Source organism: Pseudomonas sp. HS6-2 (genome assembly GCF_049325675.2).
Lineage (GTDB): Bacteria > Pseudomonadota > Gammaproteobacteria > Pseudomonadales > Pseudomonadaceae > Aquipseudomonas > Aquipseudomonas putida_N.
In genome coordinates this window covers 4256034-4281015 of the sequence record NZ_CM143906.1, presented here as the reverse complement: position 1 = coordinate 4281015, position 24982 = coordinate 4256034, and the positions used below count along the sequence as shown (strand labels likewise).

Here is a 24982-nt window from a genome sequence, read left to right as displayed (position 1 = left end):
CCGCGAAAAGGCCGGTCCTGCTCACTCTTTCTTCTGCAGTCGCACCGCCAGCACATCGCACGGCGCCCCGTGCAGCACGTCGTTGGCGGTGGAGCCCAGCAGCAATGCCAGGCCATGGCGGCCATGGCTGCCGACCACGATCAGGTCGCACTTCTGATCCTTGGCCAACTGGTGGATTTCCTGGCGCGGCTGGCCGTAGGTCAGGTGCGAGTCGCCACGGTTGATGTCGGGGTACTTGTTGAACAGGCGGTCCATGCGCTCCTTGGCCTGGTCGAACTGCTGCTGTTGCAGTTGCGACAAGTCCATCGGCACGTCGCCGCCAAAGGCCATGGCCATCGGTTCGACGATATGCACCAGCGAGACCTTGGCGCCAGTGGGTTCGGCGAGCTTCATGGCGCGCTTGATCACCGGATCGCATTCTTCGGTAAGGTCGACAGCGACCAGAAGATGTTCGTAGGACATGAGCTGTACTCCTGACAATCGCGATAGTAGAAGTATGGTCGCTTTCCGGCAGGTCATCCGTGAATACTGAGTAACCCGCTCATTTGCAACGCTTTATGGAATCTACAGATATGACGGTATGGCTAGTGGTGTCAATCCTTGCGCTGGTGCTCAGTCCGCTTTCCTGGTTGCGCCTGTCGCGCAAGCAGGGGCAGCAGATGAGCTTGCGCCTGGAGGCGCGGCGCATGGGCCTGGCCATGCAGCTGGCACCGCAGCAGTGGCCGCACTGGCTGGAAAATGAGCCGCCAAGCCCGTGCCCGCAGTACCACCGTGGGCGCCGTCGGGGGCATGAAGACAGCTGGTGCTACTGGCAGGTCAGCCCTGGCGTCTGGTGGAACCAGTGGAAGGAAGTGTGCGAGGAGCCGCGCCTGAACGAGGTGTTCGCGCGCCTGCCGGAGACCGTCTACAAGGTCGAGGCCGACAAGCGCATGATCGCCCTGTACTGGAGCGAACGCGGGGATGAATCTGTATTGCAGGATATTGCCCACGCCTTCGACACCCTCGCTTGATGGCATAACGACAAAGCGGCAACCCGGTAGTTACCAGGTTGCCGCTTTGTCGTTTCTGCAGCGCAGAAAAGGCCAGGCAGGCCGGGAAATTGTTGAATCCAGTCGCAGTGTAGCCACTGCCTGGCCCACTGCATGAAAAAATTGCAGTCCCGTCCGTTTGCTTGTGGTCAATCGCTGACATGAATGATCGGTAATCACTGTCATCATGTTTTGTGCTACGGCGATTCAAAATGACCGGAAAGTCGCGTTTTCACCCCGTTCGTGAGCATTTGACAACGCCGATCTTTTCGGAGAATGTGTGCATACCCAAATCAAACGGGCGTATGAATTGAGCGTTTGTATGTCACACCGCTCATACAGAATCCCGACTAGCGCGCTGACGGGTGTGCCTGGGGCAAGGGCGGCAAGACCTACTCTTCCACCAGCGATCGGCGTGTACAGTTCAGCTTCCATATCGTGGAGATCAGTTGATGATTTACGAAGGTAAAGCCATCACGGTTAAGGCTCTTGAAAGCGGCATCGTCGAACTGAAGTTCGACCTCAAGGGTGAGTCCGTCAACAAGTTCAATCGCCTGACCCTGGACGAGCTGCGCCAGGCCGTCGATGCCATCAAGGCCGACGCCTCGGTGAAAGGCGTGATCGTCAGCAGTGGCAAGGACGTGTTCATCGTCGGCGCCGACATCACCGAGTTCGTCGAAAACTTCAAGCTGCCCGAGGCCGAACTGGTTGCCGGCAACCTGGAAGCCAACCGCATCTTCAATGCCTTCGAAGACCTCGAAGTGCCGACCGTGGCGGCCATCAATGGCATCGCACTGGGCGGCGGCCTGGAAATGTGCCTGGCAGCCGACTACCGGGTCATGTCCACCAGCGCCAAGATCGGCCTGCCGGAAGTCAAGCTGGGCATCTACCCAGGCTTCGGCGGCACCGTACGCCTGCCGCGTCTGATCGGCTCGGACAACGCCATCGAGTGGATCGCCGCCGGCAAGGAAAACCGTGCCGAAGACGCCCTGAAGGTCGGCGCCGTCGATGCTGTGGTCGCTCCTGAGTTGCTGCAGGCCGGTGCCCTGGACCTGATCAAACGCGCCATCAGCGGCGAGCTGGACTACAAGGCCAAGCGCCAGCCCAAGCTGGAAAAGCTCAAGCTCAACGCCATCGAGCAGATGATGGCCTTCGAGACCGCCAAGGGCTTCGTCGCTGGCCAGGCTGGCCCGAACTACCCGGCGCCGGTCGAAGCCATCAAGACCATCCAGAAGGCCGCCAATTTCGGCCGCGACAAGGCCCTGGAAGTCGAGGCGGCTGGCTTCGCCAAGCTGGCCAGGACTTCGGTTGCCGAAAGCCTGATCGGCCTGTTCCTGAATGACCAGGAACTCAAGCGCAAGGCCAAGGCCCATGACGAAATCGCCCACGACGTGAAGCAGGCCGCCGTACTCGGCGCCGGCATCATGGGTGGCGGCATCGCCTACCAGTCGGCGGTCAAGGGCACCCCGATCCTGATGAAGGACATCCGCGAGGAAGCTATCCAGCTGGGCCTGAACGAGGCCTCCAAGCTGCTCGGCAACCGCGTCGAGAAAGGCCGCCTGACCCCGGCGAAAATGGCCGAGGCACTCAACGCCATTCGTCCGACCCTGTCGTACGGCGACTTCGCCAACGTCGACATCGTCGTCGAAGCCGTGGTCGAGAACCCGAAGGTCAAGCAAGCCGTGCTGGCCGACGTGGAAGGCCAGGTGAAGGAAGATGCGATTCTCGCCTCCAACACCTCGACCATTTCCATCAACCTGTTGGCCAAGGCGCTCAAGCGCCCGGAAAACTTCGTCGGCATGCACTTCTTCAACCCGGTGCACATGATGCCGCTGGTGGAAGTGATCCGTGGCGAGAAGTCCAGTGAAGTCGCCGTCGCCACTACCGTGGCCTACGCCAAGAAGATGGGCAAGAACCCGATCGTGGTCAACGACTGCCCGGGCTTCCTGGTCAATCGTGTGCTGTTCCCGTACTTCGGCGGTTTCGCCAAGCTGGTCAGCGCTGGCGTGGACTTCGTGCGCATCGACAAGGTCATGGAGAAGTTCGGCTGGCCGATGGGCCCGGCCTACCTGATGGACGTGGTCGGCATCGACACCGGTCACCACGGCCGCGATGTGATGGCCGAAGGCTTCCCGGACCGCATGAAGGACGAGCGCCGCTCGGCCGTCGACGCGCTGTACGAGGCCAACCGCCTGGGCCAGAAGAACGGCAAGGGTTTCTACGCCTACGAGACTGACAAACGCGGCAAGCCGAAGAAAGTCTTCGATGCCACCGTGCTGGATGTGCTCAAGCCGATCGTCTTCGAGCAGCGTGAAGTGACCGACGAAGACATCATCAACTGGATGATGGTGCCACTGTGCCTGGAGACCGTGCGTTGCCTGGAAGACGGCATCGTCGAAACCGCCGCCGAAGCCGACATGGGCCTGGTCTATGGCATTGGTTTCCCTCCATTCCGCGGTGGTGCGCTGCGTTACATCGACTCGATCGGTGTGGCCGAATTCGTTGCCCTGGCCGACCAGTACGCCGACCTGGGGCCGCTGTACCACCCGACCGCGAAGCTGCGCGAAATGGCCAAGAACGGCCAGCGCTTCTTCAACTGAGTGGTCAACGAGCTAGAGCGAGAGATTTGATATGAGCCTGAATCCAAGAGACGTGGTGATTGTCGACTTCGGTCGCACCCCCATGGGCCGCTCCAAGGGTGGCATGCACCGCAACACCCGCGCCGAAGACATGTCCGCGCACCTGATCAGCAAGCTGCTGGAGCGCAACGACAAGGTCGACCCGAAAGAAGTCGAAGACGTGATCTGGGGCTGCGTCAACCAGACCCTGGAGCAGGGCTGGAACATCGCCCGCATGGCGTCGCTGATGACCCAGATCCCGCACACTTCGGCCGCGCAGACCGTCAGCCGCCTGTGCGGCTCGTCGATGAGCGCGCTGCAAACCGCTGCCCAGGCGATCATGACCGGCAACGGCGATGTATTCGTGGTCGGCGGCGTCGAGCATATGGGCCACGTCAGCATGATGCATGGGGTCGATCCCAACCCGCACATGTCGCTGCACGCGGCAAAGGCGTCCGGGATGATGGGCCTGACCGCCGAGATGCTGGGCAAGATGCATGGCATCAGCCGTGAACAACAGGACCTGTTCGGCCTGCGTTCGCACCAGCTCGCCCACAAGGCGACGGTCGAAGGCAAGTTCAAGGACGAGATCATCCCGATGCAGGGCTATGACGAGAATGGTTTCCTGAAGGTTTTCGACTTCGACGAGACCATTCGCCCGGAGACCACCCTCGAGGGCCTGGCGTCGCTGAAACCGGCGTTCAACCCCAAAGGCGGCACCGTGACGGCCGGTACTTCGTCGCAGATTACCGACGGTGCTTCGTGCATGATCGTCATGTCTGGCCAGCGCGCCATGGACCTGGGCATCCAGCCACTGGCGGTGATCCGCTCGATGGCGGTAGCCGGTGTCGACCCGGCGATCATGGGCTACGGCCCGGTGCCAGCGACCCAGAAAGCCCTCAAGCGCGCCGGCCTGACCATGGCCGATATCGACTTCATCGAGCTCAACGAAGCCTTCGCCGCACAGGCCCTGCCAGTGCTCAAAGACTTGAAAGTGCTCGACAAGATGGATGAGAAGGTTAACCTGCACGGCGGCGCCATCGCTTTGGGCCATCCGTTCGGTTGCTCTGGTGCACGTATTTCCGGCACCCTGCTCAATGTCATGAAGCAGAACGGCGGTACTCTGGGCGTGGCGACCATGTGCGTCGGCCTCGGCCAAGGTATCACCACTGTCTTCGAACGCGTCTGATCGCGTTGCGGGACAGCAGCCGGGGCCTTGTGCCCCGGTTTTTGTTTTTTACAGAATTTGTTTCAAGAGGAAGGGCGACATGCAGATACAACCAGGCGTATACCGGCATTACAAAGGGCCTGAGTACCGTGTCTTCAGTGTTGCACGGCACTCCGAGAACGAAGAGTGGATGGTCTTCTACCAATGCCTGTATGGTGATTACAGTTTCTGGGTAAGGCCCCTTGCGATGTTCCTGGAGTCCGTCGAGGTTGACGGCGAGCAGGTGCCGCGCTTTGCTTTGGTCAAGGCCGAAGAAGGGCTGCCCGAGCTGTCTGGCAAGTCGCAAGCGTGATCGACCACGCTTGACCTCACTCTTTTGCCACTATATATAGCGGTGCCGCGTCTGGCACCTGACGCGTTTTTCATCTTCAGATTCAGGAATACTCCGATCCATGGGCAAATCGCTGGTCATTGTGGAATCCCCGGCCAAGGCCAAGACCATCAACAAGTACCTGGGCAACCAGTACGTGGTGAAGTCGAGTATCGGCCATATCCGAGACCTCCCCACCAGCGGTTCGGCCAGCGCAAGCAAAGAGCCGGCCGCCAAGCGTGGCAAGGCCGCGGCGGGTGAGGCTCCGGCGCTGTCGCCAAAAGAAAAGGCCCGTCGCCAGCTGGTGGCGCGCATGGGCGTCGACCCCGAGCACGGCTGGAAGGCCAAGTACGAGATCCTTCCCGGCAAGGAAAAGGTGATCGAAGAGCTGCGCCGCCTGGCCAAGGATGCCGACACCATCTATCTCGCAACCGACTTGGACCGCGAAGGGGAAGCCATTGCCTGGCACCTGCGCGAAGCCATCGGTGGTGACGACACCCGCTACAAGCGCGTTGTGTTCAACGAAATTACCAAAAAGGCTATCCAGGAAGCGTTCTCGCAGCCGGGCGAGCTGGACATCGACCGGGTCAATGCCCAGCAGGCGCGGCGCTTCCTCGACCGCGTGGTGGGCTACATGGTCTCGCCGCTGCTGTGGGCCAAGATCGCCCGAGGCCTGTCTGCCGGCCGCGTGCAGTCGGTGGCGGTGAAGCTGGTGGTCGAGCGTGAGCGCGAGATCCGTGCCTTCGTCCCGGAAGAATACTGGGAAGTGCATGCCGATCTCGGCACTGCCAAGAGCGCCAAGGTGCGCTTCGAAGTGGCGCGCGAGAAGGGCGAAGCCTTCAAGCCGCTGAACGAAGCCCAGGCCATGGCCGCGCTGGAGAAGCTCAAGGCTTCCAGCTACAGCGTGATCAAGCGCGAAGACCGCCCGACCAGCAGCAAGCCGTCGGCCCCGTTCATCACCTCCACCCTGCAGCAGGCCGCGAGCAACCGCCTGGGCTTCGGGGTGAAGAAGACCATGATGATGGCCCAGCGTCTGTATGAAGCGGGTTACATCACCTACATGCGTACCGACTCGACCAACCTGTCGGCCGACGCCCTGGACATGGCGCGCAGCTACATCGAGCGCGAGTTCGGCAAGCAGTACCTGCCGGAAGCCCCGCTGGTGTATGGCAGCAAGGAAGGCGCCCAGGAAGCGCACGAGGCGATTCGCCCTTCCGACGTCAACACCCATCCGACCAAGCTCAGCGGCATGGAACGGGACGCGGAGCGCCTGTACGAGCTGATCTGGCGCCAGTTCCTGGCCTGCCAGATGCCACCGGCGCAATACCTGTCCACCAGCGTTACCGTGGCCGCTGGTGACTTCGAGCTGCGCGCCAAGGGCCGCATCCTCAAGTTCGACGGTTACACCCGCGTGCTGCCACAACAGAGCAAGCCGGGCGAAGACGATGTGCTGCCGGAAATGGCCCAGGGCGAGGCGCTCAAGCTGATTCAGCTCGACCCGAGCCAGCACTTCACCAAGCCGCCAGCGCGCTTCACTGAAGCCAGCCTGGTCAAGGAAATGGAAAAGCGCGGCATTGGCCGCCCGTCGACCTATGCGGCGATCATTTCCACCATCCAGGACCGCGGTTACGTCACCCTGCACAACCGCCGTTTCTACTCCGAGAAGATGGGCGACATCGTCACCGAGCGCCTGTCGGAAAGCTTCTCCAACCTGATGGACTACGGCTTCACCGCCGGCATGGAAGAGAACCTCGACGACGTGGCCCAGGGCGAGCGTGACTGGAAGAACGTGCTCGACGAGTTCTACGGCGACTTCAGCAAGAAGCTGCTGACTGCCGAATCCGCCGAAAGCGGCATGCGTGCCAATCAGCCGACCATGACCAACATTCCGTGCAAGGAATGCGGCCGGCCGATGATGATCCGCACCGCTTCCACTGGCGTGTTCCTCGGTTGCTCGGGTTACAGCCTGCCGCCGAAAGAGCGTTGCAAGGCGACCGTGAACCTGGTGCCGGGCGACGAGATTGCCGCGGACGACGAGGGTGAATCGGAATCGCGCGTGCTGCTCGGCAAGCACCGCTGCCCGATCTGTGCCACGGCGATGGATGCCTACCTGCTGGACGAGAAGCACAAGCTGCACATCTGCGGTAACAACCCGGATTGCGCCGGATACGAAATCGAAGAGGGCAGCTACCGTATCAAGGGCTACGAAGGGCCGAGCCTGGAGTGCGACAAGTGCGGTAGCGAAATGCAGCTCAAGACGGGCCGTTTCGGCAAGTTCTTCGGTTGCACCAACCCGACGTGCAAGAACACCCGCAAACTGCTCAAGAGCGGTGAGGCAGCGCCACCTAAGATGGACAAGGTGGAAATGCCGGAGCTCAAGTGCGAGAAGGTCGACGACACTTACGTGCTGCGTGACGGCGCTTCGGGGCTGTTCCTGGCTGCCAGCCAGTTCCCGAAAAACCGCGAGACCCGGGCACCGCTGGTGCTGGAGATCGTGCCGCACAAGCACGAGATCGATCCGAAGTACCACTTCCTGTGCGATGCGCCGCAGAAGGACCCTGAAGGTCGCCCGGCGGTGATTCGTTACAGCCGCAAGACCAAGGAGCAGTATGTGCAGTCCGAGGTCGATGGTAAGCCGACTGGCTGGAAGGCTTTCTACGACGGTGGTGCGTGGAAGGTTGAAGACAAGCGCTGATCCATCAGTGCTGTGATTGGGGCCGCTTTGCGGCCCTAATCATTTATGATGCAGCTATCCGCCTTGCAGCCTCACGGAGGGCACTGAAATGGCCCAGGAACTCTACACCCGCACCAACCAGAAACTGTTCTTCGCAGGCCTCGCCCTGGAGTCGATGGCCAAGGCCGAACAGAGCCAGGCCATGAACGCCCAAGGCCTGGTCCAGGCCGAGCGCGAGTCGGCGCTGTTTCACCTGTACGGCGCGCTGTTGGGGCTGTGTCATGAAATCGGCGGTTTCTACCGCCTGCCCGTGGTGGCTTCGGTCGAGCAGGCGCTAGCCGACGATGCGCTGAACAACATCGCCATTCCTGAAGTTGCAGAGATGCTGGAGCTGGTTCGCCAACGCGAAACCTGGTTGGCGCAACTGCTCAGCGCTTATGCCGATTTGTTCCGACCACCGGTCGCGAAAAAAGCAGCAAAAACCGACGTTTCCCAGCCACTGATTCAGGCCGTCAATCTCGATGAGCCCGAGCACCCAGCGCTTTCGCGGGAAGAGCTGGAAAGCTGGCGTAATAACCTAAAAGGCTTGGTGAGACGTTTCCGCGACGCGTTGAGTGAGTGCTGATAGCCGCAACGGCTGGTACACTAGCCGCCTTTCGTGGAGAACAGCCCTATATGTCTACGTCGTTTCTGGAAATTGTCGAGTTGCCTGATGGCCGTATCGAGCTGCGTCGCGCCGAGGATGAAGGCTCCCTGGTAACCCTGGATTTCTCGGAAGACGCCAAGGCGTTCCTGCAGGGCCAACATGTCGAAGTTGCCAAGGCCATGCTGAGCGTTGGCGTACAGATGGCTGGTCGCCTGATGGATGGTGAGCTGGAGCGCGACGAAGGGCCGCGCGTGCTCCACTAGAGCGTCTGCTTGTACTGCTTCACAGGCAAAGCCTGAACATCAGCCGAGGCGGATGTTCAGGCTTTGTGCGTTTCCGGCACTGGCTGCACGTAACAGTTGTTGGCGAGCGGTAGCGTTGACGCTGCCAAGCCAGCTGACGACCGTGTGGCTGCGGCCCAGGCGCAGCGCTTCGCAAGCCAGTTGCAGCGCGCTTTGATTGCCGCGGGGATGTAGTAGCAGGATCCGTTCGCGGTTGAGCCCGGCATCGCGCAGCCAGGCCTGGGTCAGGCTGGCCGGTGGAGCGATCAGCGTCAGCCAGCGGGCTTCTTCCTCTTCGCTCAGCTCGCGCAGCACCGGTGCCAACAGGCTCTGGCAGTGTTCGGGGGCGCCACGCAGGGACAGCTCGCTGAACAGCTCCGGATGGCTGCTCTTGCGTGCCTGCTCGCTGGCCTTCAGGCCTGGCAGTACCGGCTGGGCGAGGAACGCTTCGAACAGTGGAAGCTGGACCTGCTGATGTGCTTGGATAGACTGCTGCATGACGCCTCCTGGATCAGCGGCGAATGACGCCGACACTCAAACCCTCGATCACCAGTTCCTGTTCTTTCAGGTCGACTTCGATGGGGGCGAACTCGGGGTTTTCGGCGATCAGCCAGACCTTGCTGCCTTCGCGCTTGAAGCGCTTGACGGTCACTTCATCGCCGATGCGGGCGACGACGATCTGGCCATTACGGGCTTCGCGGCAAGTGTGCACGGCCAGCAGGTCGCCGTCGAAGATGCCGACATCCTTCATGCTCATGCCGTGCACGCGCAACAAATAGTCGGCGGGGGGGTGGAAGAAGGTCGGGTTGATGTTGCAGGATTGCTCGATGTGCTGCTCGGCGAGAATAGGGGCGCCAGCCGCTACGCGGCCGATGATCGGCAAGCCGTTTTCTTCGGCCTTGGCCTCGAAGCCCGGGATGCGGATGCCGCGGGAAGCGCCCGGGGTCATTTCGATCGCGCCTTTACGGGCGAGGGCCTTGAGGTGCTCCTCGGCGGCGTTCGGCGACTTGAAGCCCAGCTCCTGAGCGATTTCCGCACGCGTCGGAGGGAAGCCGTTGTCTTCGAGGCAGCGTTTGATGAAGGCGAGGATCTCGGCTTGGCGTGGCGTCAGTTTCAACATGGCAGGCGCTCTGTCTTTTTATACAGTGACTGGAATTATATACAGTACTGGATGCGCTGCAAGCACAAAGCAACGGGAAATACGCAGGATGACACTTGCAGCCTGCAGTCTGGCGCTTTTAAATGGCGACCGCCCAGTCACCGAGCCTTGACATAAGCAGGCCTGAAACGTATGTTTCAAACACCTGTTTGTCTCTGTCTGGCGGAGTAGTGATGGCCCAATCTGAAACCGTTGAACGCATCCTCGATGCTGCCGAGCAGCTGTTCGCGGAACGAGGCTTCGCGGAAACCTCATTGCGGCTGATCACCAGCAAGGCCGGGGTCAACCTGGCAGCGGTCAACTATCACTTCGGCTCGAAGAAGGCGCTGATCCAGGCGGTCTTCTCGCGCTTCCTCGGGCCGTTCTGTGCCAGCCTGGAACGCGAACTGGAACGGCGTCAGGCCAAGCCCGAGCAAAAGCCCAGCCTCGAAGAGCTGCTGGAAATGCTGGTGGAGCAGGCGCTAGTCGTGCAACCGCGCAGCAATAACGACCTGTCGATCTTCATGCGCCTGCTGGGCCTGGCCTTCAGTCAGAGCCAGGGCCACTTGCGGCGCTATCTTGAGGACATGTACGGCAAGGTGTTCCGCCGCTACATGCTGCTTGTGAATGAAGCCGCACCGCGCATTCCGCCGCTGGAGCTGTTCTGGCGCGTGCATTTCATGCTCGGTGCTGCGGCGTTCAGCATGTCCGGGATCAAGGCGTTGCGCGCCATTGCCGAGACCGATTTCGGCATCAATACTTCGATCGAGCAGGTCATGCGCCTTATGGTACCGTTCCTGGCCGCCGGCATGCGTGCCGACACCGGTGTCACCGACAACGCCATGGCCAGTGCCCAGCTGCGCCCGCGGAGCAAGACTGGCAGCAGCACCGCCAAGGCCTGAAGGCTGGGCGGGGCGGGGCGCTTCGGCTAAGCTAGCGCCCATGCCTGACCTCGATTTCCTGCACATCTCCCTCGCCGACCAGTGCCTCTATGGCTTTGCCCAGGGCCAGCTGCGCGTGCGCCTTGCGGTGTCCACTGCGCGCAATGGTGCGGGTGAGCGCATCGGCTCGGGTTGCACGCCGCGAGGGCTGCACCTGGTGCGTGCACGGATCGGCGCGGGCTTGCCAGTCAATGCCGTGCTGCAAGGCCGGCGCTGGACCGGCGAGGTCTGGTCGCCAGCGCTGCACGCGCAGCATCCAGGGCGTGACTGGATCCTGACCCGCATCCTCTGGCTCAGTGGCTGCGAGCCGGGCATCAACCGCCTGGGCAGTGTCGACACCTTTCGCCGCTATATCTATCTGCACGGCACGCCAGACACGGAACCCTTGGGCGTGCCGCTGTCCCATGGCTGCATACGTTTGCGCAACACCGATCTGCTTGGCCTGTTCGAGCGCGTTCCGGCACATTGCCCGGTGCGTATCGACGAGGCCGCCTGCCCCCAGTGGGCTTCACTGAATCTGCAATGAAGGATTGCCTATGACCGCCAGCCTGCAAGGCTCCCTGATGGTGGATATCGCCGGTAAATGGCTGACTGCCGAAGATCGCCAGCTCCTGCGCCAGCCGGAAGTGGCCGGCCTGATCATCTTTGCCCGCAACATCGACAGCCCGCGCCAGGTGCGCGAGCTGTGCGCTTCGATCCGCGCCATCCGCCCCGAGCTGATCCTGGCGGTCGACCAGGAAGGCGGGCGGGTACAGCGTCTGCGCCAGGGCTTCGTGCGCCTGCCGGCGATGCGCGCCATTGCCGACAATGCCAACGCCGAATACCTGGCCGAGCAGTGCGGCTGGCTGATGGCGACCGAAGTGCTGGCAGTCGGCCTCGACCTCAGCTTCGCTCCAGTGCTCGACCTCGACCACCAGCGCAGCGCGGTGGTAGGCAGCCGTGCCTTCGAAGGTAACCCTGAGCGTGCTACACAGCTGGCCGGCGCGTTCATTCGTGGCATGAATGCAGCGGGCATGGCGGCCTGTGGCAAGCACTTCCCGGGGCATGGCTGGGCCGAGGCGGATTCGCACGTAGCGATTCCTACCGACGAGCGCAGCCTCGATCAGCTGCGCCAGGCGGACCTGGTGCCGTTCTCACGCCTCAGCGGGCAATTGGCGGCGGTGATGCCGGCGCATGTGATCTACCCGCAGGTCGACAACCAGCCGGCCGGGTTCTCGCGGCGCTGGCTGCAGGACATACTGCGTGGCGAGCTGGGCTTTGACGGAGTGATCTTCAGTGACGACCTGTCCATGGCCGGTGCGCATGTGGTTGGTGATGCCGCCAATCGCATCGAGGCGGCGCTGAGCGCCGGGTGCGACATGGGCCTGGTGTGCAACGACCGGGCAGCGGCGGAGCTGGCGTTGACCGCAGCGCAGCGCTTGAAGGTCAAGCCGTCGCCGCGCATTGCGCAGATGCGTGGGCGTGGTTTTGCGCGTACCGATTATCGCCAGCAGCCGCGTTGGTTGGAGGCCCTGGGGGCCTTGAAAGACGCACAACTGGTCGATTGACTGTACTGGCCTCTTCGCGGGACAAGCCCGCTCCTACAGGACTTCACCTACCTCAAGAACGGTGCGCTACCTGTAGGGGCGGGCTTGTCCCGCGAAGAGGCCGGTACAGGCTAGCGCCCACGCTTGCCTGGCAACGGCGCAAACAGCGCCTCGATCTCCTCATCCCCCAGCCGCCATTGCCCCGCCTGCCCACCATCGAGCAGGCTCGCCGCCAGTGCTGCCTTTTCCTGCTGCAGCGCCTGGATCTTCTCTTCCACCGTCCCCCGGGTAATCAGCTTGAACACGAACACCGGCTTGTCCTGGCCAATCCGGTAGGCGCGGTCGGTCGCCTGGTTCTCGCTGGCCGGGTTCCACCACGGGTCGAAGTGGATCACGGTGTCCGCAGCGGTGAGGTTCAGCCCCACACCCCCAGCCTTGAGGCTGATCAGGAATACTTCGCTGTCCCCCTGCTGGAACTGTTGCACCGGCGTGCGCCGGTCGCGGGTGTCGCCGGTAAGCAGGCTGTAGCGGATCTTGCGCTTTTCCAGCTCCTGCTCGATCAGCGCCAGCATCGAAGTGAACTGCGAGAACAGCAGAACCCGGCGGCCCTCGCTGAGCAGCTCTTCGAGCATCTCCAGCAGCGCACCTAGCTTGCCTTTGTCGGCCTGGTTGCCCTTGGTCTCGACACCTTTGACCAGGCGCAGGTCGCAGCACACCTGGCGCAGCTTGAGCAGGGCGTCGAGGATCACGATCTGGCTGCGCGCCGCGCCATTGCGGGCGATTTCGTCGCGGACCTTCTTGTCCATGGCCACGCGCACCGCTTCATAGGTGTCGCGTTGGGCGTCACTGAGTTCAACCCAGTGGACCATTTCAGTTTTGGCCGGCAGCTCGGTGGCCACCTGTTCCTTGGTGCGGCGCAGCAGGAATGGGCGCACCCGGCTGACCAGGTGGGCCAAGCGCTCGGTATCGGCGTGGCGTTCGATCGGGGTGCGGTAATCCTGGTTGAAGCGTTTCACGTCACCCAGCCAGCCGGGCATGAGGAAGTGGAAGATCGACCACAGCTCACCCAGGTTGTTCTCCATTGGCGTGCCGGTCAGGCACAGGCGCTGGTTGGCCTGCAGCTCGCAGACGGCGAGGGCGGCCTTGCTGGTGCTGCTCTTGATGTTCTGCGCCTCGTCCAGCACCAGCACATGCCAGGCTTGCGCGCTCAGGTGTTCCAGGTCGCGTGGTACCAGGGCATAGGTGCTGAGCACCAGGTCGTATTCGTGCAGCTTGGCGAAGTGCTTGCTGCGGCCCGGTCCGTGCAGGGCCAGAACACGCAGGCCAGGGGCGAAGCGTTGGGCTTCGTCGAGCCAGTTGGGCACCAGGCTGGTGGGCATCACTGCCAGTGCCGGGGCGGTCAGGCGCCCGGCCTGTTTTTCCAACAGCAGGTGGGCCAAGGCCTGCAGGGTCTTGCCCAGCCCCATGTCGTCGCCAAGGATGCCGCCGGTGCCCATTTCGCGCAGGGCCTGCAGCCAGTTCAGGCCCTGCTGCTGGTAGGGCCGCAAGGTGGCGTTGAGCCCGACCGGCACTTCGACCTGCAGGTCGCGGGCATCGCGCAGGCGCCGGCCGAGGTCGCGCACATGGGCGCCGCCTTCCCAGTGCAGCGGCAGGTATTCGATGTCGTTCAGGCGTGCGGCGTCGGCGCGGTCCATGCGCAGGGTCGGGCCGACCGCATCCTCGTGCAGGTACAGCTCGCCGAGTGTGCCCATCACCGCCTTGATGCGGCCGTAGGGCAGGGCGACGCGCAGCGCCGGGCTGTCCAGGCGGCCACGGTTGAGGTCGATCAGCAGGTGCTCGTCGTCGCTGCGCCGCGCCAGCTCGCTGGGGCGCAGCAGCTCGGGGTTGCTACGCAGCAGTTGCAGCACGATCGGCAGCAGGCTGTGGCGCTGGCCTTCGACCACGATGCCCAGTTCCAGGTCGAACCATTCATGCCCAGGCGCTTCGTCGATGCTGGCGTACCAGTCGTCCACCTCCTGCAGGTTGAAGGCGAAGTCGCGGTGGGTGTCGATGTCCCAGCCGGCCTCGCGCAAGCGTGGCAGGCTCTCACGGGCGAAGCGCAGCCAGGCCTCGTCGTCGGGCAGCTGGAGCATCTCGCCAGCGCTGTCGGGCAAGGCTTTGCTCTGCCGGGTGGCGGGCTTGAAACCGAGGTCGCGCAGCACCTTGCGCAGCGCCTGCTCGGCCTGGGGCTGGCGGCGGATGCGCTGGCTGGTGGCGTCGACCAGGCGGGTCAAAGGCTTGTCGTCGCTGCCGCTGGCGCGCAGGCCGTCGTAGTCGAACGCCAGTGCGGCGCGGTGCTGCATCTGCCGTTGCATGCGCCCGGTCTTGGGCGTGTAGGCACTGAATTCGAGGCTGCCAAGGGTCAGATGAGGTTTGGGGTGGATATCGTCGATCACTTGCACATCTACGGTCGTGGGCGTGGGAACCCGGTGATTCAGGGCTTTTAGCTTATGGCTGAGGGGCACCACGAGGTGTTCCGGCACATCGGGCGCGATCGTCAGCTGCATGGCGATGTGCGGGTCCAGGGTGTGCTCGACCCTGCCGACTTCCCGGGTCATGACATCGAAATAGTAAAGCGGTAGCAACGGTATGACGCAGAGCAACCGTTCTTCGCCGCTGCACCAGACGCCTCGGTAGTTGCCATTGTCCAGGCGCACCCAGCGAAACTCGGCAGGGCGTGCAGCACCTTCCTGAAGTAGCGGCAAATCGACATCAAAAAACATCCGGCCGGTTTCCAGGGCGCGCTGGAACAGCTCGCCTCCTTCCTGGCCTTTGAGTGGATAGCCACGGTCCTGGTAGCCGCCCTGATTGAGTGCGGACAACAGACGCAGAATGCGGATGTCATCCTCCGTGACAAAGCGCGGCGGTTCGTACAGGAATTCGTAAAGAGACTGGACGCGGCTGTAGCGGATGCCATCTTCAGTGCGCGTGCCCTTGCGTACCTGCAAGGCGCAACCTGCACCTTCGGTCAGTTTGAGCTGATAGCACACCATGCGGCCGCGTTTGTCTTGCGAGTCGGCGGTTCTAGGTGGCGCCTGTTCCAGGTCGGTGAGCCAGCGCTGCAGTTCAGCGGGCAGTGTGCCCTGGCTTTGCGCAGGTGTGGAGTACGGGTCACTCAGTAAAAAGAGCGCGGCTGCGCAGTGTTTGCAGTTGTGCCCCACGGGGCAGCTGCACTGGCCGCGCACGTGGCAGCGGCCGTTGACGGCATTGACAGTGATGGTTTGCCGATAATGGTTGCCTTCGCTCCCTTTGCAGTTGGCCTCGATGATCGCCCCCGAGCAGCTTTCGATCTCGACCTTGCCTTCTTCGGCGTACCGTTCGGCACGCTTGAGGGTTGCCTGGCTGAACGATTGGGTCCAGTTCGGATATTCGTTCAGCAACGCCAAGGCATCATGCTTCATCGGCTTACTGCTCCATCATCTCCGGGTCCATCACTGGCATCTTCGGCGTGCCCGGTGGCGTGACCTTCAGCAGCAGCGCCAGGTGGCCGCCATCAAGGAAGGTCAGCTGGCCGCCTTTCATGTTGCTGTTGCTCTGCTTGAACTGCTCGCTTTGCAGCACGTTACCGTTGCTGTCGAGCTGGTTGACCCAGAAGTTGGCCTCTACGGCGATGAAGCGACCGGCAGTAATGCCCAGGTTGCCCTCGATGGGGAAGTGGCCGAACTGCTCGTTGCCGACGCCCAGGGCGATGCGGCTAGTGTCGCTGCTGACCGGCTGCTGCCAGGCCTTGTGCAACAGCACGGTGTAGTCGGCGGTGGCCTTCAGCCGGGTGGCCTCGTCCTGCAGGGCCAGCGGGCGTTCGGCGCCCTTGTCCAGGCGCGGGGCGCCGGCGCTCCAGTCTTCCGGGGCGAACGGGCTGGTGAAGGCGGGCACGCTGTTCTGCCGCACCAGGATCATTTCCACCTGATACATCCCTTCGGCAAAGGCGGCTGGCGCGAACAGCGCGAGCAGCAGGGTCAGGCAACGGATGGCACGCATGGATCTTCCTTAGGCAGGCTTTGGGGTCAGGCGCTCGAACAGCGCCTCCAGGGTATTGAAGCGTTCTTCGGGGCGTTCCATCGGTACCAGGAAACGGAACTGCGTTGCGCCTTCGAACTTGTAACGTTTGGGCTGGCCCTGGATCAGCTTGATCAGGGTCAGCGGATCGACCGGGGTCTCGGCTTCGAATTCGAGCTTGCCGCCGTTGGGGCCAGCGTCGACCTTCTTGATGCCGAGGGTTTCCGCCTGCAGCTTGAGCTGGGTCAGGCGCATCAGGTTCTTGGTCGGCTCGGGCAGCAGGCCGAAGCGGTCGATCATCTCCACTTGCAGGTCCTTGAGGCCTTCTTCGTCGGCCGCCGAGGCAATGCGCTTGTAGAGGATCAGGCGGGCGTGCACGTCGGGCAGGTAGTCCTCGGGGATCAGCGCCGGCAGGCGCAGGTTGATTTCCGGGCCGCCGCCCAGCGGCTGCTCGAGGTTGGGCTGGGTACCCTTGCGGATGGCCTTGACCGCACGTTCGAGCATTTCCATGTACAGGGTGAAGCCCACCGCCTGGATCTGCCCGCTTTGGCCTTCGCCAAGCAGCTCGCCGGCACCGCGGATTTCCAGGTCGTTTGTGGCCAGCACGAAGCCGGCACCGAGGTCCTGGGTATTGGCGATGGCCTCCAGGCGCTTTTCGGCGTCGGCGCTGATCTTCTGCCGTTGCGGCGTCAGCAGGTAGGCGTAGGCCTGGTGGTGGCTACGGCCAACCCGGCCGCGCAGCTGGTGCAGCTGGGCCAGGCCAAACTTGTCGGCACGCTCGATGACGATGGTGTTGGCACTGGGTACGTCGATGCCGGTCTCGATGATGGTCGAGGCAATCAGCACGTTGAAGCGCTTGTGGTAGAAGTCGCTCATCACCTGTTCCAGATCGCGCTCGCGCATCTGCCCGTGGCCGATGCCGATACGCGCTTCCGGGACCAGTTCGGCCAGGTCGGCGGCGCACTTCTCGATGGTTTTCACATCGTTGTGCAGGTAGTACACCTGGCCGCCGCGCAGCAGCTCACGCAGCAGCGCTTCCTTGACCGTGCTCTTGTTCTGCTCCATGACGAAGGTGCGCACCGACAGGCGTCGCGCCGGCGGGGTGGCGATGATCGACAGGTCGCGCATGCCCGCCACCGCCATGTTCAGCGTGCGCGGGATCGGCGTGGCGGTCAGGGTGAGGATGTCCACTTCGCTGCGCAGGGCCTTGAGCTGCTCCTTCTGGCGCACGCCGAAACGGTGTTCCTCGTCGATGATCGCCAGGCCCAGGTCCTTGAAACGCACGTCATCCTGCAGCAGCTTGTGGGTGCCGATGAGGATATCGATCTTGCCTTCGGCGAGGTCGGCGGCCGCAGCGGCCACTTCCTTGGCCGACTTGAAGCGGCTCATCACTTCGACCTTCACCGGCCATTCGGCGAAGCGGTCGCGGAAGCTGTTGTAGTGCTGCTGGGCAAGCAGGGTGGTTGGCACCAGCACCGCCACCTGGCGGCCACTGTGCACGGCGATGAAGGCTGCGCGCATGGCCACTTCGGTCTTGCCGAAACCGACGTCGCCGCACACCAGGCGGTCCATCGGCTTGGGTGCCAGCATGTCGACGCGCACCGCCTCGATCGCCGCTTGCTGGTCGGGGGTCTCCTCGAACGGGAAGCCTGCGCTGAACGTGGCGTAATCGGCAGCCGGGTCGGCAAAGGCATAGCCCTTGCGCGCGGCGCGGCGGGCATAGATGTCGAGCAGCTCGGCTGCCACGTCGCGAACCTGTTCGGCGGCCTTGCGCTTGGCTTTCTGCCAGGCTTCGGAACCCAGCCGGTGCAGTGGCGCCAGGGCGTCATCGCTGCCGGTGTAGCGGGCGATCAGGTGCAGGTTGGCCACCGGCACATACAGCTTGGCGCCCTCGGCGTATTCCAGGGTGAGGAATTCGGCGGCCTGGCCGTCGATCTCCAGGGTGGCAAGGCCCAGGTAGCGGCCCACACCATGGTCGATGTGCACCACCGGTGCGCCTTCGCGCAGCTCGGTGAGGTTCTTGATGACCGCGTCGTTGGCCGCCTCGCCGCGTTTTTCGCGGCGCCGGCGTTGCATCACGCGCTGGCCGAACAGCGGGCTCTCGGCGACCAGAGCGACGGCCGGGTCTTCCAGCAGCAGGCCGTCGTCGAGCGGGGCGATGGTGATCGCCAGGCGCTCCCGGCCGGTAATGAAGTCGGCCCAGCTGTCGACCGTCTGCGGGCGCAGCTTGAGGCGTTCGAGCAGCTCCAGCAGTACCTCGCGGCGGCCCGCCGATTCGGCGGTGAACAGCACGCGGCCGCTGAACTGGTCGAGGAACCCGGCCAGGGCCGCCAGCGGCTGGTTGGCCTTGGCTTCGATGGCCAGGTTGGGCAGGGCGCGCGCCGGGAAGCGTTCGCGGCCGGCACCGGCTTCGAGGTCGTCGGCGCTGACCACCACCCGTGGCCACTGCTTGAGCTGGGCGAAGCAGTCTTCCACCGGCAGGAACAGTTCGGCCGGCGGCAGCAGTGGGCGGGTCAGGTCGCCACGGCGTTCTTCATAGCGCCCGCGCACGTCGTTCCAGAAGTGCTCGGCAGCCTGCTCGACGCCCGGCAGCGAGAACACCTGGGTGTCGGCGGGCAGGTAGTCGAACAGGGTCGAGGTTTCTTCGAAGAACAGTGGCAGGTAGTACTCGATGCCAGCGGGAATGATGCCGCTGGCCAGGTCCTGGAAGATCGCGCTGCGGCGGAAATCGACATCGAAGCGCTCACGGAAGCGCGCCTTGAAGCGGGTCACCTCTTCCTTCTGCATGGGGAACTCGCGCGCCGGCAGCAGGCGGATCGAGTCGACCTTGTCGATCGAGCGCTGGGTCTCCGGGTCAAAGGTGCGCAGGGTCTCGATCTCGTCATCGAACAGGTCGATGCGATAGGGCAGCTTGCTGCCCATCGGGAACAGGTCGATCAATGCGCCACGCACGGCGAACTCGCCATGCTCGTAGACCGTGTCGACGCAGCGGTAGCCGGTGGCTTCCAGGCGCGTGCGCATCTGTTCGACGTCGATGGTCTGGCCCACGTCCAGCACCAGGCTGCTGCCCAGCAGGAAGCGCGTGGGGGCCAGGCGGTGCAGGGCGGTGGTGATCGGTACTACCAGAATGCCGTGGCTCAGCTCCGGCAGCCGGTAGAGGCTGGCGATACGCTGGGAAATGATGTCCTGGTGTGGCGAGAACAGGTCGTAGGGCAGGGTTTCCCAATCGGGAAACGGCAGCACCGGCAGTTGCGGAGCAAAGAAGCGCAGCTCCTGTTCCAGACGATCGGCCGCCTGACTGTCGGCGGTCAGCAGCAGGGTGAAGCGGCCCGCGCTGCTGGCGGCCTCGGCGATGGCCAGGCTGAGGGCGGCACCGGGCAGGTTGCCCCAGGTTTGTTTGCCGGCCGTGGCCGACATTTGCGGAAGGCGCAGAACTGACACGGGAGATTGCACTCCAAGCGTTGCGGCAAAGAGATCGATTGTACCGGTGACGGTGCCTGCTGTCAGGCCTCGACAGGCCATGAACTGCGGGCTTTGCCATCGGCGACAGGCGCTCATTGCCGGTTACGCGCAGGGGCGTCATAATGTAGCCCCTTTTTTCTGTCCCTACATGTGGAAGGTTCCCGTGACTCAGAAGCCCGACCAGTGTCTTGGTGAGTGGATTGATCGTGAAGCTCTGGCTGAAGCGATGATCCCGCTTATCGGTCAGCTCTACCGCAACAACAACGTGGTGAGCTCGATTTATGGCCGCAGCCTGATCAACCGTTCGGTTATCTCGATCCTCAAAGCCCACCGCTTTGCGCGTCACCGTCAGACCGACGAGACCGAACTGTCCGTACACGAGACATTCCCCCTGCTCAAGGCCATGAGCGAGCTGAAACTGGGCGCCGCTTCGGTCGACCTGGGCAAGCTGGCCAACAAGTTCAAGCAGGAAGGCAATGGCCGAACTGCCGAGCAGTTTGTCCGTGAAGAACTGGCCGACGTGGTTGGTCAGCAGAACGCTTCGGCTCGCAAGGGTACCGACGTCGTCCTGTACGGCTTCGGCCGCATCGGCCGCCTGCTGGCGCGCATCCTGATCGAGAAGACCGGTGGCGGCGACGGCCTGCGCCTGCGTGCCATCGTCGTGCGCAAGGGCGCCGAGAACGACCTGGTCAAGCGCGCCAGCCTGCTGCGCCGTGACTCGGTGCATGGCCCGTTCGATGGCACCATCACCATCGACGAAGCCAACAACACCCTCACTGCCAACGGCAACCTGATCCAGATCATCTACGCCAAGAGCCCGAGCGAAGTCGACTACACCCAGTACGGCATCAACAATGCGCTGATCGTCGACAACACCGGCGTGTGGCGTGACGCCGACGGCCTGGGCCAGCACCTGGCCTGCCCGGGCGCTGCCCGCGTGATCCTTACCGCACCTGGCAAGGGCGCGCTGAAGAACATCGTGCACGGCATCAACCACGGTGACATCACTGCCGATGACAAGATCATCTCGGCAGCCTCCTGCACCACCAACGCCATCGTGCCGGTGCTCAAGGCCATCAACGACCAGTACGGCATCGTCAACGGCCACGTCGAAACCGTTCACTCGTTCACCAACGACCAGAACCTGATCGACAACTTCCACAAGGGCAGCCGCCGTGGCCGCGCCGCGCCGCTGAACATGGTCATCACCGAAACCGGCGCCGCCACCGCTGCCGCCAAGGCACTGCCAGTGCTGAAGGGCAAGCTGACCGGCAACGCCATTCGCGTTCCGACGCCGAACGTTTCGATGGCCATTCTCAACCTGAACCTCGAGAAGCCGACCACCCGCGACGAGATCAACGAGTACCTGCGCCAGACCGCCATGCACTCGGAGCTGCACAAGCAGATCGACTACGTCAGCTCGCAGGAAGTGGTTTCGACCGACTTCGTCGGTTCGCGCCACGCCGGTGTGGTGGATGCCGAGGCGACCATCGCCAACGACAACCGCGTTGTCCTGTACGTCTGGTACGACAACGAATTCGGTTACAGCTGCCAGGTCGTTCGCGTGATGGAAGAGATGTCGGGTGTGAACCCGCCAGCGTTTCCACGCTGATTCGCTTGTAAGCGCATGAAAAAACGGGAACCTTCGGGTTCCCGTTTTTTTTGCCTGGCATTTGTGGTCATCTGTGCCGGCCCTTTCGCGGGGCGGCACAGGCAATCGAGAACTCGATATTGCGCGCACTCCTTTCAATATTGTTGATGCTCCTCAACGCCTGCAACCAGGGCCCGACTCTGGAACGTCTGGGCGGCCCGACCATGGGCAGCAGCTACAGCATCCAGTACGTCCGCGAGCCCGGCGGCCCGGCCCCGGCCCAGGTCCAGGCAGCGGTCGAGAGCCTGCTCAACGACATCGATCAGCATTACTCGACCTACCGCGGCGACTCCACGGTCAGCCAGTTCAACCTGCTGCCCGCCAACCAGTGCATGGCCTTGCCGCCCGACATGCTCGAACTGGTCGCCTTCGGCCAGCACCTGGCAGAGCTGAGTGACGGCGCTTTCGACCTCACCGTCGAGCCGCTGCTCGACCTCTGGGGCTTCGGCCCGCAGGCCCGCCACGAACAGCTCCCCACCCCGCAGGCCCTGGCCCAGGCACGCCAGCGCGTCGGCTATCATCACCTGCGCGTCGACGGCCAGGCGCTGTGCAAGGACGCCCCGGTACAACTGGACTTCAACAGTATCGCTGCCGGCCATGCCGTCGACCTGATCGCCGAGCGCCTGCGCGCCATGGGCGTGGCCAGTTTCGTCGCCGAAGCCACCGGTGAGCTCAAGGCCGTGGGCCGCAAGCCCGATGGCAGCCCCTGGCGCATCGCCCTGGAACTGCCCCGCGAAGACCGCCAGATCGCCCGTCAGATCATTCCGGTCAATGGCCTGGGGGTATCGACCTCGGGTGACTATCGCCACTATTTCGAGGAGAATGGCCGGCGCTATTCACACACCTTCGATGCCCGCCAGGGGCGCCCGGTCGACCACGACCTGGCCGCGGTTACCGTGCTCGATGCCTCGACGCTGCAGGCTGATGGCTATTCGACCCTGCTGTTGATCCTGGGGCCGGAGCGCGGCTGGGATTTCGCCCTGGCCCATGATCTTGCTGCGGTTTTGGTGACTCGGGGCGAAGGTGGCTTCGTCTCCCGAGCGACCCCGGCATTCGAGCAGGCGGTGAAAGGCGATTGAAAGCGTTGGCAGGGATGATCGCCGCCAGGGATCGGTGAATGACATGTAGTGCAGGTAAAAATGGCCTACGACGCGACCAAGGGTTAATGTGCGCGGCGTTCACGCTTGATTAGACTGCACCCGAATTTTCTCATGACGCCCCGGCGGCATGATCGAGTCCCGCGGGTAACCGTAACCCCGGGCCAGTTCTGAAGGAGTACGCATGGCTGTCTACAACTACGACGTAGTGGTGCTGGGTTCCGGCCCGGCCGGTGAAGGCGCGGCAATGAACGCCGCCAAAGCGGGGCGCAAGGTGGCAATGGTCGACAGCCGCCGTCAGGTCGGCGGCAACTGCACCCACCTGGGCACCATCCCGTCCAAGGCGCTGCGTCACTCGGTGCGGCAGATCATGCAGTTCAACACCAACCCGATGTTCCGCGCCATCGGTGAGCCGCGCTGGTTCTCGTTCCCGGACGTGCTCAAGAGCGCCGAGAAGGTCATTGCCAAGCAGGTCGCTTCACGTACCGGCTACTACGCCCGTAACCGCGTAGACCTGTTCTTCGGCACGGGCAGCTTCGCCGACGAGCAGACCATCGAAGTGGTCTGCCCCAATGGCGTGGTCGAGAAGCTCAACGCCAAGCACATCATCATCGCCACCGGCTCGCGCCCGTACCGCCCGGCGGACATCGATTTCCACCACCCGCGCGTCTACGACAGCGACACCATCCTCAGCCTGAGCCACACCCCGCGCAAGCTGATCGTCTACGGTGCCGGGGTAATCGGTTGCGAATACGCCTCGATCTTCAGTGGCCTGGGCGTGCTGGTCGAGCTGGTCGACAACCGCGGCCAGCTGCTGAGCTTCCTGGATTCGGAAATTTCCCAGGCGCTGAGCTACCACTTCAGCAACAACAACATCACCGTACGCCACAACGAAGAGTACGAGCGTGTCGAGGGCCTGGACAATGGTGTGATCCTGCACTTGAAGTCGGGCAAGAAGATCAAGGCCGACGCCTTGCTGTGGTGCAACGGCCGTACCGGCAACACCGACAAGCTGGGCCTGGAAAACATCGGCATCAAGGTCAATAGCCGTGGCCAGATCGAGGTCGACGAGGCCTACCGCACCAGCGTGCCGAACGTCTATGGCGCCGGTGACGTGATCGGTTGGCCAAGCCTGGCCAGTGCTGCCCACGACCAGGGCCGTTCGGCTTCCGGCAGCATCGTCGACAACGGCAGCTGGCGCTTCGTCAACGACGTGCCGACCGGCATCTACACCATCCCGGAGATCAGCTCTATCGGCAAGAACGAGCAGGAGCTGACCCAGGCCAAGGTGCCATACGAAGTGGGCAAGGCGTTCTTCAAGGGCATGGCGCGCGCACAGATCGCCGGCGAGCCGCAAGGCATGCTGAAGATCCTGTTCCACCGCGAAACCCTGGAAATCCTCGGCGTGCACTGCTTCGGCTACCAGGCTTCGGAAATCGTTCACATCGGCCAGGCGATCATGAACCAGCCGGGTGAGCAGAACAATCTGAAGTACTTCGTCAACACCACGTTCAACTACCCGACCATGGCCGAAGCCTATCGGGTAGCTGCCTACGACGGCCTGAACCGGCTTTTTTGAGCGGCTCCGGCCGGTGGCCTGAGCCGGTCGGGGAGACCGATTTCAGCCCTACCCGAGGGTGGTCTTGGCCAAACCGGGAAAGTCTGTAATCAGGCTGTCCACGCCAAAATCAGCGAGCCGGCGCATCAGCGCCGGTTCGTTGACCGTCCACACCGACACATGCAGACCCTGGCCCTGGGCTTTGAGCAGGCGCTCGGGGGTGCACAGTGTCCAGTTCAAAGCCAGCAGTTCGCAGCCATAGTTCTGCGCGACCTTCAACGGGTCGAGCCAGGCGTACTCGGCAACCAGCCCGCGTTTCACATCCGGTACCAGTTCTTGGGCCGCGCCCAGCACTTCCCGTGAACTGGAGGTGATGGTCACCTTGTCCAGCAGGCCGTATTGCTGCGCCAGTTCGCGGATCGCCAGCACGGTGGTGGCGGCGCGGGTGCGCGAGGCACTCTTGACCTCCAGCTGCCAATGCTCGAATGGGCACTTCTCGAACAGCTCTTCGAGTTTCGGAATAGGGCAGGGCTGCACGTGGCCCGGGCCACCCTTGCGCGCATCGATCTTGATCAATTCGGCAGCCGGGTGCTCGACCACCTTGCCGCGTCGGCCGGTGGTGCGCTTGAGGGTGGGGTCGTGGATCACCATCAGCTCGTTGTCGGCCGACAGGTGCAGGTCCAGTTCGCAGCGGGTTACGCCGTGGGACAGGCACTGCTGAAAACTCTTCAGGGTATTTTCGGGGGCTTCGCCCTTGGCGCCGCGGTGGCCGTAGATCAGGGTCACGTT

At 63.1% G+C, this 24982-nt stretch carries 20 protein-coding genes; 13 read left to right on the top strand and 7 right to left on the bottom strand.

Annotation, left to right across the window (positions count from 1 at the left end; all coding sequences use genetic code 11):
* Positions 1–21 precede the first annotated feature (21 nt).
* Positions 22–462, bottom strand: coding sequence for a universal stress protein (locus tag ACOKS3_RS19980; RefSeq protein ID WP_110631251.1), 441 nt, complete (start codon positions 460–462; stop codon positions 22–24).
* A 110-nt stretch (positions 463–572) separates the two neighbouring features.
* On the opposite strand from ACOKS3_RS19980, the gene ACOKS3_RS19975 reads away from it, so the two are divergent.
* The 7 genes from ACOKS3_RS19975 (at position 573) to ACOKS3_RS19945 (ending at position 8767) form a co-directional block, all read left to right on the top strand.
* Positions 573–1010: a hypothetical protein gene (locus ACOKS3_RS19975; protein ID WP_103449814.1), complete on the top strand. Its 438-nt coding sequence runs from the start codon at positions 573–575 to the stop codon at positions 1008–1010.
* Positions 1011–1480: 470 nt separating this feature from the next.
* Positions 1481–3628 (top strand): fatty acid oxidation complex subunit alpha FadB, encoded by a 2148-nt coding sequence (gene fadB / locus ACOKS3_RS19970; protein ID WP_103449815.1) that lies wholly within the window; start codon positions 1481–1483, stop codon positions 3626–3628.
* 31 nt (positions 3629–3659) lie between these two features.
* Positions 3660–4835, top strand: a complete 1176-nt coding sequence (gene fadA / locus ACOKS3_RS19965) for an acetyl-CoA C-acyltransferase FadA (RefSeq protein WP_103449816.1) — start codon at positions 3660–3662, stop codon at positions 4833–4835.
* A gap of 79 nt (positions 4836–4914) precedes the next feature.
* On the top strand, positions 4915–5166 hold the full coding sequence (locus ACOKS3_RS19960; RefSeq protein ID WP_103449817.1) for a DUF1653 domain-containing protein: 252 nt from the start codon (positions 4915–4917) through the stop codon (positions 5164–5166).
* 100 nt (positions 5167–5266) lie between these two features.
* Positions 5267–7879: a type I DNA topoisomerase gene (gene topA, locus ACOKS3_RS19955; RefSeq protein ID WP_103449818.1), complete on the top strand. Its 2613-nt coding sequence runs from the start codon at positions 5267–5269 to the stop codon at positions 7877–7879.
* A gap of 88 nt (positions 7880–7967) precedes the next feature.
* The gene (locus ACOKS3_RS19950; protein ID WP_422764142.1) at positions 7968–8483 is read left to right on the top strand and encodes a DUF6586 family protein; all 516 of its coding nucleotides are present in this window, start codon (positions 7968–7970) and stop codon (positions 8481–8483) included.
* Between the two features lie 50 nt (positions 8484–8533).
* Positions 8534–8767, top strand: coding sequence for a hypothetical protein (locus tag ACOKS3_RS19945; protein ID WP_004376430.1), 234 nt, complete (start codon positions 8534–8536; stop codon positions 8765–8767).
* 39 nt (positions 8768–8806) lie between these two features.
* On the opposite strand, the gene sulA is transcribed toward ACOKS3_RS19945, so the two are convergent.
* Both sulA and lexA read right to left on the bottom strand, forming a co-directional pair.
* Positions 8807–9283 (bottom strand): SOS-induced cell division inhibitor SulA, encoded by a 477-nt coding sequence (gene sulA, locus ACOKS3_RS19940; protein ID WP_085674816.1) that lies wholly within the window; start codon positions 9281–9283, stop codon positions 8807–8809.
* 13 nt (positions 9284–9296) lie between these two features.
* Positions 9297–9905, bottom strand: coding sequence for a transcriptional repressor LexA (lexA, locus tag ACOKS3_RS19935; protein ID WP_103449820.1), 609 nt, complete (start codon positions 9903–9905; stop codon positions 9297–9299).
* Positions 9906–10117: 212 nt separating this feature from the next.
* Between lexA and ACOKS3_RS19930 the strand changes: the two genes are divergently transcribed.
* The 3 genes from ACOKS3_RS19930 to nagZ are packed head-to-tail and all read left to right on the top strand — an operon-like array spanning position 10118 to position 12411.
* Positions 10118–10825, top strand: coding sequence for a TetR/AcrR family transcriptional regulator (locus tag ACOKS3_RS19930; protein ID WP_103449821.1), 708 nt, complete (start codon positions 10118–10120; stop codon positions 10823–10825).
* A 40-nt stretch (positions 10826–10865) separates the two neighbouring features.
* Positions 10866–11390, top strand: coding sequence for a L,D-transpeptidase family protein (locus tag ACOKS3_RS19925; protein ID WP_422764143.1), 525 nt, complete (start codon positions 10866–10868; stop codon positions 11388–11390).
* Between the two features lie 22 nt (positions 11391–11412).
* Positions 11413–12411 carry a beta-N-acetylhexosaminidase gene (gene nagZ / locus ACOKS3_RS19920; protein ID WP_422764157.1) on the top strand — a complete coding sequence of 333 codons (999 nt, stop codon included), beginning with the start codon at positions 11413–11415 and terminating at the stop codon, positions 12409–12411.
* Positions 12412–12521: 110 nt separating this feature from the next.
* Here the strand turns inward: nagZ and ACOKS3_RS19915 are convergent, their stop codons facing one another.
* Genes ACOKS3_RS19915 through mfd form a run of 3 tightly spaced genes read right to left on the bottom strand, consistent with a single transcriptional unit; the run spans position 12522 to position 19866 of the window.
* The gene (locus tag ACOKS3_RS19915; protein WP_422764145.1) at positions 12522–15830 is read right to left on the bottom strand and encodes a DEAD/DEAH box helicase; all 3309 of its coding nucleotides are present in this window, start codon (positions 15828–15830) and stop codon (positions 12522–12524) included.
* Positions 15831–15834: 4 nt separating this feature from the next.
* Complete coding sequence (locus ACOKS3_RS19910; RefSeq protein WP_103449825.1) at positions 15835–16407, bottom strand: CsiV family protein; 573 nt, start codon at positions 16405–16407, stop codon at positions 15835–15837.
* A 9-nt stretch (positions 16408–16416) separates the two neighbouring features.
* Positions 16417–19866, bottom strand: a complete 3450-nt coding sequence (mfd, locus tag ACOKS3_RS19905) for a transcription-repair coupling factor (RefSeq protein WP_103449826.1) — start codon at positions 19864–19866, stop codon at positions 16417–16419.
* A 169-nt stretch (positions 19867–20035) separates the two neighbouring features.
* Here mfd and ACOKS3_RS19900 point away from each other — a divergent pair, with 169 nt between their 5' ends.
* The 3 genes from ACOKS3_RS19900 to sthA all read left to right on the top strand — a co-directional run bounded on the left by ACOKS3_RS19900 (position 20036) and on the right by sthA (position 24214).
* Positions 20036–21499 (top strand): glyceraldehyde-3-phosphate dehydrogenase, encoded by a 1464-nt coding sequence (locus tag ACOKS3_RS19900; RefSeq protein WP_103449827.1) that lies wholly within the window; start codon positions 20036–20038, stop codon positions 21497–21499.
* Between the two features lie 146 nt (positions 21500–21645).
* The gene (locus ACOKS3_RS19895) at positions 21646–22617 is read left to right on the top strand and encodes an FAD:protein FMN transferase (protein ID WP_422764146.1); all 972 of its coding nucleotides are present in this window, start codon (positions 21646–21648) and stop codon (positions 22615–22617) included.
* 202 nt (positions 22618–22819) lie between these two features.
* Positions 22820–24214 (top strand): Si-specific NAD(P)(+) transhydrogenase, encoded by a 1395-nt coding sequence (sthA, locus tag ACOKS3_RS19890; protein ID WP_103449829.1) that lies wholly within the window; start codon positions 22820–22822, stop codon positions 24212–24214.
* Positions 24215–24262: 48 nt separating this feature from the next.
* Here the strand turns inward: sthA and ACOKS3_RS19885 are convergent, their stop codons facing one another.
* Entirely contained in the window at positions 24263–24979 is a 717-nt protein-coding gene (locus ACOKS3_RS19885) for a glycerophosphodiester phosphodiesterase (RefSeq protein WP_103449830.1), read from the bottom strand.
* Positions 24980–24982: the final 3 nt, after the last annotated feature.